General features: G+C 75.2%; 7 protein-coding genes and 1 pseudogene. 5 read left to right on the forward strand and 3 right to left on the reverse strand.

Going from position 1 to position 12,801, the window contains the following annotated elements:
- Positions 1–158: 158 nt before the first annotated feature.
- The 3 genes and pseudogenes from C1I99_RS21710 to C1I99_RS21720 all read right to left on the reverse strand — a co-directional run.
- Positions 159–3,971: pseudogene (locus C1I99_RS21710) on the reverse strand (SCO7613 C-terminal domain-containing membrane protein); the annotation flags it as partial.
- A 30-nt stretch (positions 3,972–4,001) separates the two neighbouring features.
- Entirely contained in the window at positions 4,002–4,748 is a 747-nt protein-coding gene (locus C1I99_RS21715) for a helix-turn-helix domain-containing protein (RefSeq protein WP_111136062.1), read from the reverse strand.
- 473 nt (positions 4,749–5,221) lie between these two features.
- Complete coding sequence (locus C1I99_RS21720; protein ID WP_111136063.1) at positions 5,222–6,028, reverse strand: TIGR03084 family metal-binding protein; 807 nt, start codon at positions 6,026–6,028, stop codon at positions 5,222–5,224.
- A gap of 479 nt (positions 6,029–6,507) precedes the next feature.
- On the opposite strand from C1I99_RS21720, the gene C1I99_RS21725 reads away from it, so the two are divergent.
- From C1I99_RS21725 to C1I99_RS21745, 5 genes are all read left to right on the forward strand, one after another.
- Positions 6,508–7,458: a DUF1702 family protein gene (locus C1I99_RS21725; RefSeq protein ID WP_111136064.1), complete on the forward strand. Its 951-nt coding sequence runs from the start codon at positions 6,508–6,510 to the stop codon at positions 7,456–7,458.
- A 22-nt stretch (positions 7,459–7,480) separates the two neighbouring features.
- Complete coding sequence (locus C1I99_RS21730; protein ID WP_146604013.1) at positions 7,481–8,998, forward strand: polyketide synthase dehydratase domain-containing protein; 1,518 nt, start codon at positions 7,481–7,483, stop codon at positions 8,996–8,998.
- 433 nt (positions 8,999–9,431) lie between these two features.
- Complete coding sequence (locus tag C1I99_RS21735) at positions 9,432–9,962, forward strand: DUF5987 family protein (protein ID WP_199562333.1); 531 nt, start codon at positions 9,432–9,434, stop codon at positions 9,960–9,962.
- A complete protein-coding gene (locus tag C1I99_RS21740) occupies positions 9,959–11,614 on the forward strand; it encodes an FAD-dependent oxidoreductase (protein ID WP_111136067.1) in 1,656 nt (551 codons plus the stop codon). The genes C1I99_RS21735 and C1I99_RS21740 overlap by 4 nt, the downstream gene beginning before the upstream one ends.
- A gap of 22 nt (positions 11,615–11,636) precedes the next feature.
- Positions 11,637–12,689, forward strand: a complete 1,053-nt coding sequence (locus C1I99_RS21745; RefSeq protein ID WP_111136068.1) for a carboxymuconolactone decarboxylase family protein — start codon at positions 11,637–11,639, stop codon at positions 12,687–12,689.
- The last annotated feature ends 112 nt before the right edge of the window (positions 12,690–12,801 follow it).

Raw genomic sequence — 12,801 nt, forward strand, 5'->3', positions numbered from 1 at the left:
CCCCCGGCGTCTCCCGCCCGCACCACGTACAGCACCCCCGGCGACCGCACCCCGCCGACGACGGTGGGTAATTTCTTCGCCCGGCCGGGCACTCCGCAGCGCGTCTTTCGCTCCGCACCCGTGGAAGCGCCGGCGTGCTCTGCCCGCGGGGCTTCGGCTCACCGCATGCCGCGCAGGGCGCTTTGCAGCCGTTCCTGGGCGCGGCGGCGGCGTTCGTTGCTCGCGCCCAGGATCAGCAGCAGGATGCCGACCGGGATCAGGGCCAGCCACGGGCCGAGGCTGAACAGCGCGTGCACGGCCGCGATCGCGGTCACCGTCGCCCCGATGATCACCGGCGCCTGCTGCTGGCTCATCGAGCCGAAGACCAGCACGGCCACCGCGCCGAGCAGCAGCAGCACCTGCCGCAGCGTGCTGGACTCGGTGGCCAGCACGATGGCCAGGGTCGGCACGAACGCGGTGACCAGCGCCGGCCCGTACGCCACCCAGCTGCTCAGGTCGGGCCGGTGACGCAGCTCCAGCACCCCGACGATCAGGGCCAGCGCCGCGAACGGCAGCGTGTACGCCTCGGGCAGCGCCACGTCGGCGACCCGCATCAGGATCCACCAGGCGCTGATCTCGCAGATCACCACCGCCCAGAACAGGATCCGCCGCTCCACCGGGCGGCGGCCCGGCCGGCTCGCCGCCACCCCGAGGACCGCTCCCCAGGCGGCCAGCAGCGCCGCGATGTGCCGGGGCGAGTCGAAGGCCAGCGCCAGGGCGATCAGCGCGGCGGCGTAGCCGCTCCACTCCACCGTTGCCGCCTCGCGCTGCGCCTCAGGACGCCGCAGCCGGGGCAGGGTCGCGGCGACCACCTGCAGGACCGCGCCGACCGCGAGCACCCCGAACGCCGACCACACCGCCGCGAGGCCGGCGACCAGGACGGCGGTGAGCACGAAGAGCTGCGCCATCAGCGAGGCGAAGAGCCAGCCCAGGATGCGGGCCCGCTGCGTGGTGCCGTGCAGCGCGGCCACCGTGCCGACGCCGACCGCGCCGCCGAGGGTGAACAGGGTGAGCTCCCGCGTGGCGAGGCTGCCGGCCAGCCCGGCCCCACCGGCGGCCAGCCCGATGGCGAAGACCAGCACCCGGGCGAGCCGCAGCGAACGGGCCGGCTCCACCAGCGGCGGAGGCGGGGTGAGCGCCAGCCCCAGCATCGAGATGGTGAACACGGCCAGGGCGGCCAGGGTGCTCGCCGGCCAGCCGTTGCCCAGCGCGGTCGGGGCGATCAGCAGGGTCACCGCGGCACCGGGCAGGACCACCGGCACCGCCCGGGACCGCCGGCCGCCGCTGAAGCCGGTGGCGGCCAGCGCGGCCGTCGCGGTCAGCAGCAGCGCGGTCAGCACGTGGGTCGGGTCGACCGCGCCCGGTGGCGGGGTGAGCAGCTCCGGCGGCGGCCCCTGCCACGCCCGGGTCAGGGTGCGGTGCGGCTCCACCAGCGCGACCGCCAGGGACGGCGCGATCGAGACCAGCGCCAGGACGGTCGGCAGCGCGGCGGCGGCGAGCGCCCCGGCCGCGGGGCTGACCCGCCACCGCCGGGTGCCGTCCTCCGGCCGTCGCAGCGCCCCGTCGAGCAGCACCGACCAGCGGCGTACCGGCTGGGCCGAGCCGGCCGGCGGCTCGGTGGCGCCCCGGACCAGTTCGGCGAGCACGCCGAGCAGGGCCGCCGCGGCGGCGTACACGCCGACGGCCAGCCCGGTTGGGACAGCGGCCAGCGCGCTCACCACCGCGCCGCCGACCACCGCCGCGCTGGCCCAGGGCAGGTACTGCGGGACCTGGCGCCGGACCGCGGCCACCGCCGCCAGGCCCAGGCTGGACGCGGCCAGGGCGGCGGTCAGCACCACCTGTGGCGAACGGCCGAACTCGGCCGCCAGGGCGGCGACCGCGCCCGGGAGCGCGAGCAGCGTGGCGCCGGCGGCGGCCCCGCCGATCTGCACCAGGTGCGGCGGCATCCCCTCCGTGTCGATGTCCTCCACCAGCGGCTCGGCCAGGGACCGGGCCAGTGCCGCCACCACGACGCCGATCAGCGCGATGGCACCGAGCGCCAGCGCGGTGGTCCACGGCCGGACCAGGCCGGCGCCCGCCGCGTGCAGCGCGACGACGCCGGCCACTACCGCCCGGGACAGCCCGGCGCGTGGGTCCACCGCGGCGACCGCGGAAGCCCCGTAGCCGGTGGCGACCATGGCGCCGACCAGGACCGGTGACCACCACGGCAGGTCGAACGCCGCCGGGGCGCCGATCGCGGCAAGTACCGCCGCGACGCCCGACACGTCGTACCGCCACGGCGGCGGCAGCAGGATGGCGGCCGCGACGCCGAGCAGTGCCAGCGCCACCGGGGCCTGCCAGGTGCCCCCGCCGGTCGGCGCGGCCGGCCAGCCGCTCAGGTCACCGGCCCAGATCGGGCCCGGCGTGGCAAGCACGCCCAGCCCGCCGCGCAGCGCGCTCCAGCCGGCCAGCAGCCCGATCAGCACACCGCCGACCGCGATGCCGAGAATCGGCCCCCGCCGCCACTCCTCGGGCATGGCCCGGGCGGCCACGGCGACCAGCAGCACCAGCGCGGCGGCCACCGCGAGCTGCCCACCCGGGGCGAGTACGGCGGCGATCCGGACCAACGTGGCGATCAGCGCCGCCGTCACCGCGGCGGCGGCCAGGTCGGACCCGTCCAGGGTCAGGTCGGAGCGCCGGCCCGCGTCGATCGACGGGGCCAGGAAGAGCAGCACTGCGGCGACCAGCAGCAGCGCGCCGACCCAGGCGTCGGCGACGGTGGCGCCCGGCGCGCCGAAGGCCGCGGCGGTGACCCCCAGGGCGCCGAGGCCGGTGCCGACGGACAGCGGCACCGGGATGTGCCGCTGGGAGACCTGCACCACGGCGGTGTAGCCGAGGGTGACGCAGACCGCCAGGAAGCTGGCCGCCAGCACCGGGACGGTCACCTCGCGCAGGCTCGCCGGGGTGGGCGTCGGGTCGATCGGCGTGGTGGCGGCGACGATGGCGGCCACCGCGCCCGGCAGCGCGAACGCCGCGCCGCCGGCGGCCCAGGCGGAGAGCGTATCGACGGCTGCCGGGGCGAGCCGGACCCGGGGCGCCACGGCCACCAGCACCCCGGCGGCGAAGAGGGTCAGCAGGACCGCGGTGGTCAGGGCCGGCCGGGTCAACGCGGCGCCCGCCCCGAAGAGCCCCACGCCGGCCGCGGTGGTCGCGTGTGCCAGCGCCGCGCGCCGGGTGCGGGCCGATAGCCCGACCACGCCGACGCCGACCGCCGCCAGCACCATCGGCCACGGCGCCACCGCCCAGCCGAGCCCGAAGGACGCCGGTACCGCGAGCGCCGTGAGCGCCGCGCCGACCACCGCGAACTCCCGCCGGATCTCCGGCGGGAGCGCCAGCACCGCGGCGACGGTCAGCAGGAAGGCGCTCGCGGCGAGCTGCCAGGCGGCCGGGCCCACCGCGTCGGCCAGCTCGGCGGGCCAGCGGTCGAGGTCGGCCGACCACGCCGGCAGCGCGGCCCGGACCGGGGCGACCCCGGCCCGCAGGGCGCCGCCGGCCACCACCACCCCGCTGACCGTCAGCGCCACCGCCGAGGCGAGCTGCGGCCCGCGCCGGGCCGCCTCGGGCACCGCCCGGACGGCGAGCCCGGTGACCGTGATGACCGCGGCGATCAGCAGCAGGGACCGGCCGGGCAGCGCCACCGAGGCGACCCGGCCCAGCGCGCCGATCACGGCCAGGGTGAAGATGCCGGCGCCGAGGTCGGGCAGCGGGGGCCGGCCCAGCACCAGCGCCCCGGCCAGGCCGACCGCCGCTGCCAGCAGCAGCACCAGCCCGGCGCCGCCCGCGGCCGGCACGGCGGTCGCGCGCAGCAGCGCGGTGACCGCGTACGCCAGGGCGAGCGCGACCGACACCCCGTGCAGCACCCAGGTCAGCTCGCGCAGCCACGGCACCGGGCGGGCGGTCAGTGACGGTAGGTGGGATGGGAACTAGTGGACGGGGAGGGCGAGCAGCACAGGTGGGTCGAGGGGGGTGATCTCCCGTAGTTGGATGTCGGCGTCGAGCGCGCCCGGTCGCCGGCAGATGGTCAGCGGCCCGTGCGAGCCGATCAGTGCGTCCTGCTCCTCGGGGTTGGGCCGCCAGTAGCTCTTCTTGTCGCGGGTCGTGGAGTAGGCGAGCACGTACCAGCGTCCTGGTGGCGGACTCTCCAGCCGGTACGGGCCAAGGCGGTCGAGTACGGTGCAGCGCACCGGCCGCCCGAGCGGGACCGGGTCGCGGAAGAGCCCGACGAAGACCATCCGGTCGTCGCCGATGGGGTCGGACTGCGGCCCGTGCACGGTGCCACAGATCGCCGTGACCGGCGGCTGAGGGACCGACCGGTGGTCGATGGGAACCTGCGGTGTCACCCCGCCCAGTCTGCGGAAGGTGCTCGGCGAGACGCCGACGCTGCTGGTGAACCGGGAGCTGAAGGTGCCGACGCTGGCGTAGCCGACCTCGTGCGTGATCTCGGTGACGCTCAGCGACGTGGACAGCAGGAGTTGTTTAGCGCGGTGCAGCCGCATGACCATGAGGAAGCGTCCCGGAGAGATGCCGGTGGTCCGCTGGAAGATCCGGGTGAAGTGGAACTTGCTGAACATGGCCGTCCGTGCCATGCCGTCCACAGTGTGCTGTTCCGCTAGGTCCTCCCGGATGGCCTCGATAACCCGCCCGACGGCTCTCTGGATACTGTCTTCCATCGCATCCCCCAATCCGATGGCTGGTGCGCTAGTGACGCTGGGTTCCTGTCGGTGGCCTGACACGTCAGTTGGTGTGGCGCGTCTTGCGGTGCCGATCCCGAATGCGTCCGGGCTGGTTCACCCGGACGCAAATACGTGTTAAGGATCTGCAGGATTGACTGTGAGCAATTAGGTGGCGACGTTGCGTTGATGCTAGCCGGCTCGTGGCTCCGCAATCAACATGCTTATTTACGCAGGTCAACGTGTGGTTTCTTATAGAGACTGGTCATGGTCGGAGAAAATGGACGCTTGCCCCATATGTGCTGACAGTAGTATCTGTCCCCGGGCAATCTCTCGCCCTATTTCCGGTTTGTCGGGGGTGCCCGCCGGCCGGACCGTTCGAAAAGGTGTGATCCGCGTCCCGGCCGGCGGGCGGAACCGCTTCGGACGGATGTCCGACGCCCGTATGAGGGGAACCGGGTTGACCGCGTGCGCTACGACCGTTCCGGCCGGGGGAACTGACCCGGCGCGCGGCCCGGCCCGGCCGGACCCCGGTACGCCTGGGCGATGTCCAGCCAGCGGTCGGCCTCGCTGCCGACCGCCCGCAGGGCCAGATCGGCCCGGTGCCGGCGCCTGGTGACGAGCAGGCAGAAGTCCTCGGCGGGTCCGCTGATCCGCTGCTCGGCGTCCTCCGGGCCGAACGTCCACACCGCACCGGAGGGGGCGCTGATCTCGAACCGGAACTCGACCTCCGGCGCCGTCAGGCCGCGTGCGAGGTACCCGAAATCCCAGGTCCGGACGGCGAAGCCGACCAGGTGGCCGAGCCGGTCGGTGGGGGTGCGGCGCACCCCCAGGGCGTCGGCGATGTCCTGGCCGTGCCCGAAGACCTCCATCATCCCGGCGGCCGCCAGTACCGGCGCCGGCAGCGGCCGGACCAGCCACGGCACCGGCTGGCCGGGTGGCACCGCGGCCAGCGCCTTCTCGGCCGCGGTGCGTTCGGCGCGCCAGCGCGCCAGCAGGACCGGGGGCGGTTCGGCGACGAAGTCGGCCATGGCGGCCCGCACGTTGGCGTCGAAGTCGTCGCTGAGCCGCGAGGCGACCTCCTGGAAGGTGCCCGGCTGCGCCGCGGCGAGCCCGGCGAGCCGGAACGTCGCGGCCAGGTGGGCGATCTGGTGGGTGATGGTCCAGCCGGGCGCGGGGGTGGGCGAGCTCCACCGGTCCGCGTCCAGCTGCGCCACCATGGCGTCGAGGGCCTCGTTCTCCGCGCTGAGGTCGGCGATCACGTCGGATGCCTGGGTCACGGTCTGTCCCCTCTTTCTCGGAAATCGTCACGGGCGGTTTGTCTGTCGGCGGTCCGGCCCGGGATGGCTGCCCGACTCGTCGCCGCGTTGATTGACCCCGCCGTTCCGCTATGGTTGTCCGGCGACGGATCGCAAAACTGCGACGGCGAGCCCGACGGCCCTGGAATAATTGCCTGCCGATGTGCTCGGCACGCCCCGGACGCGTGATCTACGCCGAATAGACTTTCCGAGTGTGCAACAGCCGGAGACCGCGCTCCTTCTCCGTTCGTGCCGTCAGCTTTTCGCCGTTCGCCAGCAATTTCACCGATTTGGGCAGCCCCAACCAGCACAGATTCGACAATTGAGTGTGATCACGCGGTCGCGTAGAGCAACCAGGAAGTAGGCGGCCGGCGCGGCCCGCGCCTAGCCTCGGCCCATCCGGGTCCACCGGACGAGCCCCACGGACGCCGCCGGCGTCCGCCACCCGTTGGGAGAGCCCGATGGCAGGCCTGTGGCGCGCCCTTCGCGCGCAGCTCATGACGCCCGACATGGTCGAGACGACGATGAGCCGGCGGGGATTCCACGTCAAGGACGAGGCCACCCGGCGCCGGCTGGAGTCCGTCGGCACCAGCTTCCTGACCGGGTTCCGGGCCGCGGTCGAGGCCCGCGCGGACACCGACATCGGCCGTCTGGAGCTGATCGAGCGGCAGTTCCGCGGGTTCGCCTACGAGGGCGCCGCCATGGGGTACGCCATCCTGGACGGTGTCGCCCCCGGTGGCGGCCGCACCGCCCGCTTCCTCGCCGGCGCCGGCGCCCCGCACGTCTACATGGCCTACGTCGGGATCGGCTGGGCGTATGCCAAGCTGCCCCGATGGCGCTGGCGGGCGGTCCCGGCGCCGGACCGGTTGCTGCGCTGGCTGGTGCTCGACGGCCTCGGCTTCCACCGCGCCTACTTCCAGACCGACCGCTTCGTGCGCCGGCAGGAGGACGGCCCGGTCGCCTGGCCCCCCGACGTCCCCGGCGACTACGCGCGCCGCGCGGTCGACCAGGGCATCGGACGGGCCAGTTGGTTCGTCGCCGGGGCCGACCCCGACGTCGCCGCCGAGCTGATCGGCCGGTTCGACGAGTCGCGCCACGGAGACCTGTGGAGCGGCATGGGCCTGGCCGCCACCTACGCCGGCGGCGCCGACCAGGACGACCTCAAGAAGCTGTACGTCCACGCCGGCCGGTACCGCCCACAACTGGCTCAGGGCTCCGCCTTCGCGGCCCAGGCGCGGTTGTACGCCGGCCTGGTCACCGAGCACACGCCGGTGGCCACCGGCATCTTCTGCGGCTGCACCCCGCAGGAGGCGGCGGCGGTCACCGAACGGGAACGCGCCACGCTCCCGCCCGACGCGGCCGAGCCGGCGTACGAGGTGTGGCGGCAGCGGATCCAGGCGCACTTCGCCTGACGGGGCAGGGACGGTGACCACGGTGGACGGGAGCGCGACCGCGTACGGCATCCTGCCCGGTGCGATGACCCCCGCGCGCTTCACCGCCGCCGTGCTCACCCACGACCCGGGTCGGCTCCTGGTGACCGCGGCCACCCTCGGCCCGGCCGAGGATCCGTATCTCGACGACCACGGCGACGAGGCCGCCCTCGTGTTCCCGACCGCGTGCGCGCTGGAGGCGCTCGCGCAGGCGTGGTGCGCGATCACCGGTCACGACGGACCGCCGGTGATCGAGGCGGTCGAGTTCGGCGAGCCGCTGGTGGTGCCCCGCAACCGGGCCGTCGAGGTGCGGCTCGTCGCCGTGGCCGGGCCGGAGCCCACCACGGCCCGGGTGACGCTGCGCAGCACGCGTCCCGGGTACCGGGTGGACCACGTCCGCGCCCGGCTCCGGCACCGGGGCACCGGCGCGGCACCGGACGGGGAACCGGACGCCCGGCTCCCGGCGGGCGGCGGCCTCGTCGCGTCCGCGCCGCGCGACGAGCCGCCGCTGCTGCCGACCCACCCGGCGCGGGAGGTGTACGACGGTCTGGTCCGGCGCGGCCCCCGGCTGCGCCGCCTGCTCTCGTACCACGAGATCACCGCGGCTGGCTGCGTCGCTGAACTGGCCGGCGCCGAGGCGGCGTGGTGGTTCCAGGCGGCCCCGCCGGAGCCGCTGGTGCTCGGTGACCCCGGCCTGCGCGACGCGTACCTGCACGCGCTGCAGCCCTGGGCCCCCGACGCCGCGCTGCTGCCGCTCGGCGTCGACCGGATCTGGGTGGCCGGCACCGGCCCGTACGAGCAGGTGACACTGCACGCGGTACGGCGGGACCGGAACCGTGACGTGCACCGGTTCGACCTGGAGGTGCGCTCCCGGGGCCGGGTGGTCGAGCGCTGGACCGGCCTGCGGCTGCGGCTGGTCCCCGGCGACCGGCCGCCCGGCCCGTGGCCGGCCCACGTGCTCGGGCCCTACCTGCGGCGCAGGCTCACCCAACTGGTCGGCTTCGACGGCACCGTGGTGCTGGAGCCGGGACTGCACCGCGACCGGCGTCGGCAGCACACCGCGCTGGCCGTGTCCCGGTTGCTCGGTCCCGGTGCGGCGGTCCGGTACCGCCCGGACGGGCGACCCGAGGTCGGCGGCGGCTGGTGGGTGTCGGCGGCGCACGGCTCGGCGAGCACCCTCGCGGTGGCCGCGCGGACGCCGGTCGGCTGCGACATCGAACCGGTGGTGTGGCGGGACCGCGCCGAGTGGCACGGGTTGCTCGGCGGGCACCTCGCCCTGGCCGACCTGGTCGCCGCCGAGACCGGGGAACCGCTGTCCACCTCGGCCACCCGCGTCTGGTCGGCGCTGGAGTCGCTGCACAAGGTCGGGGTCACGGCGGTCACCCCGCTCACGCTCGGCCGGCACACCCCGGATCGCTGGGTGCTGCTCAGCGCCGGCGGATGGCAGGCGGCCACCTGCGTGGCGGGTCTGCGCGGCGGGCCCGAGGAACTGGCGGTCGCGGTGGTGTCCCGGGCCGGCTGAACCGCCGTCGGTCACCGTGCCGGCGGCCCGCTCCCCGGCACCGCTCCCCTCCGGGACGCCTTCCGGGGACGCGCCTCCCCGGGCGGATCCGCTCGGCGACCTACGTCCCACCTGACGAGAGATCTCCGGCGCACGTCCCCCGCGCGGCGCTCCGACGGCCACGCCGGTGGCCAGCTCGCCATAGCCGGTGCCGTCCACTGAACGCGGCGCCGCCGGGCACTAAAGCAAAACGCGAGATGTGCCCGCGGCGCCGCGCGTACACCATTGGGGGTAGGCGATGGCGAATGCACGCCGGGCCGGCGGTGACGCCGTTTCCGCGACCACCGGAAAAGCGCGAGTAGCGAGTGGACGCGGGTGCTCCCTGTCAATTTCGAGTTGATCGTCGGAGGTGATGCCGGTGCCCGGTGAAATGGATGCCGACCAGGCGCGGACGATGGCGCTGGAGGCGTATGCCGATACGATTCTGCCCGGCGAGAAGCGGTGGCCGGGCGACCGGGCCGTGGCCGGGGTGTCGCAGGGCGGCGGGGCCGTCGCCTCCGGCGCGCTGGAGGTGCTCCGCTCCGCCGAGGGCGGCATGGCCCCGGCGCTGGACGCGCTGGCCGACGCGCTCAACGAGCACGCCCGCCAGTACGCCGCCGAGGCCGGGATCGAGCTGGACCACGACGTCCCCCCGTTCGTCTCGCTGGACTACCCGAACCGGGTGCGGCTGGTGCAGCGGCTGACCGGCCGCACGCACCCCGAACGGGAGGCGTGGATCAGCGTCGCCATGTTCAGCACCATCGCCTTCGACGCCGCGGCGCACACCCACACGGTCGAGGCGCTCGCCGCCGGTCACCCGGGACTGACCACGATCGGCTTCCGCCCGCCCGACTCCGACGGGCTGTGGCGCTTCGACAGCTACAGCTACGGCCGGCAACTGGCCCGGCCGCACCCCCACACCACCCCCTCAGGGAGCCCCGCATGACGAGTTCCGAGAGCACCGACGTCCTCGTGGTCGGCAGTGGCTTCGGCGGTGCCATCGCCGCCTACCACCTCGCGGCCGGCGGCGCGCGGGTGGTCGTGCTGGAACGCGGGCCGTGGCTCAACGGTGAGGACTTCCAGCACGACTTCAACTTCGGCGCGTCGTCGACCCGGATCTTCGACTTCGTCATCGGCGACGGGATGAGCGTGCTCAGCGGCAACTGCGTCGGCGGCGGCAGCGTCGTCTACTTCGCCGCGATGCCGCGCGCCCCCCGGTTCGTCTTCGAGCGCACGGGGGGCCTCGGCCGCCGGATGTGGCCGGCGGCGATCTCCCGGGAGTCGCTCGAACCGTGGTACGACCGGGTGGCCGAGGCGCTGCCGGTGACCCGGCAGACGTGGGACACGGTGCCGTTCGCGGGTGGGCTGTTCGGCGCGGTGTGCGACCACGCCGGGCGGACCGCGAACCCGGTGCCGGTGGCGCTCGACCAGGCCCGGTGCACCAACTGCAACTGGATGATGTCCGGCTGCCGCTTCGACGCCAAGCGCTCCCTGCTGCTCAACTACCTGCCGGCCGCGCTGTCGTACGGCGCGCAGATCCGCCCGTTGCACGAGGTGCAACACCTGTCCCGCACCGAGGACGGCGGCTACCGGGTGCACTACAGCGTCCTCGACGACGTCGACTACCGGGTCCAGGTGGACAGCGGCACGATCGACGCGAAGCTCGTCGTCCTGGCCGCCGGGGCCGGGGCCACGCCGGTCATCCTCCAGCGCTCGGAGCCGACCCTCGGGCCCATGCCGAACGCCGTGGGCCGGTACTTCTCCGGCAACGGCGAACGGCTCAACACCGCGATCTTCGACGAGGACCGGATCCGCGACGTGCTCGGGCTGAGCCGGCCGGACGGCGTGCCCTACCAGGCGTACCAGATCGGCAAGGGCCCCTGCGTGGCCAGCTGGGACCGGCTCGACGGGTCGCTGCCGGAGTACGAGCGGTTCTCCCTGGAACAGCTCTACTTCCCGCCCGGCTTCGGCACCATCCTGGCCCAGGTGCCCGACACCGTGGGCCCGACCTGGTTCGGCGCCGAGAAGAAGGAGATCCTGCGCAGCTGGCAGTCCTGGCTGACCATCTTCACGATGAGCGAGGACGACAACGAGGGGGTGTTCGGGCCCCCGCCGGAGACCGGCAACGCGATACGGCTGTCCCAGCAGATGCTGGGCCGGGGGCCGCTGCGCTACGACCCGACCGAGAACACGCGGCGCGGCTGGGCGCTCTCCGACGCCGAGGTGCGCGACATCCTGGAACGCGACGGGCTCTCCCGGGTGATGCCCTGGACCAACGACGTGGTGGGCGCGTACACCGTGCACCCCCTGGCGTCCTGCCGGATCGGCGACGACCCGCGCACCTCGGCCCTGGACGACCGGCACGAGTTGCGCGACCACCCCGGCATCTTCGTCACCGACGGCTCCGCCGTGCCCGGTGCCCTGACGGTCAACCCGGCAATGACGATCGCCGCGCTGGCCGAGCGGGCCGTGCCCGGCATCGTCCGGGCAGCCCGGGAGCGGGGGGTGGACGTCACCTACGGCGCCCCCGCGCCGGACGGGGGCACGAGCAGCCGGGACGCCGTGCTGCCGCTGGTCAGCGGGCTGCTGGGCCGGTGATCACGACGAGCGGGAGCCGGCGGTGAGCGGCCTGGTCGCCCGCGTCGCCCGACGTCCGTCGCAGGGGCAGGTCCGGCGGGTCACCCCCGTTCCCCCGGAGCACGCGCGGGGGCTGGTCGCCGCGGTCTACCACCAGGTGGAGCGGGACTTCGGCATGCTCGCCCCGCCGGTCAGCCTGCACTCGCCGGCCCCGTCGGTGCTGGCCGCGTGCTGGGTCGTCCTGCGGGAGACGCTGGTCGCCGCCGGCCGGGTGGACCGGGCCGCCCGGGAGGCCGTGGCCGCCGCCGTGTCCGCCGCCAACGCCTGCCCGTACTGCCAGGAGGTGCACTCGGCGACGATGGCCGGCCTGGCCGGGCCGGCGGCGCACGCGTCGGCCGACACCCGGTTGGCCCGGGTGGCCGGCTGGGCGCGCGACAGCACGGACCGGGCGGCGGCCCGGCACGCCGAGCTCCCGGTCCCCGCCGACCAGGCCGCCGAACTCGTCGGCGTCGCGCTCGCCTTCCACTACCTCAACCGGATGGTCAACGTCTTTCTCGACGCCTCGCCGATCCCGGCCACCGTGCCGGCGTCGGTCCGCGGCGGCGTACGCCGGATCTTCGGTCGGCTGATGGCCCGCCCGGCCCGGCGGGACCGCCCGGCCGGCGCCGCCCTGCGGCTGCTGCCGGCCGCGCCGCCGCCGGCGGACCTGGCATGGGCGGCCGGCACCCCCACGATGGCGGACGCGCTCGCCCGCGCGGCGGCGGCGATCGACGCCGCCGGGCGCCGCTCGGTACCGCCGGCGGTCCGCGACCTGGTCACCGCCCGGCTAGCGGAATGGGACGGCCAGCCGACGGGGCTCAGCCGCGCCTGGGTCGGCGACGCCGTGCGCGACCTGCCCGCCGCCGAGCGCCCCGCCGGCCGGCTCGCGCTGCTCACCGCCCTCGCGGCCTACCAGGTCGACGATGACGTCGTCGACGGTGTGCGGGCCGCCGGCGCCGACGACGCGGCCTTGGTCGAGCTGACGGCCTGGGCCAGCATGGCCGCCGCCCGCCGCGCGGTGAGCTGGATCCCGCTCGCCCCCGCCCCGCCGCCGTGACCGGCGCCGTCCACCGCCGGCCAGCGCGTGCCGCAGCGCGTCGACCGGCCGGCCGTTGTCGGCGTACCAGCCGGCCGCCCGCAGGTGCAGCTCCCGCAGCTCGTCGGCGGGT

It is taken from the genome of Micromonospora deserti (genome assembly GCF_003236335.1).
In the GTDB taxonomy this organism is placed as follows: Bacteria; Actinomycetota; Actinomycetes; order Mycobacteriales; family Micromonosporaceae; genus Micromonospora; species Micromonospora deserti.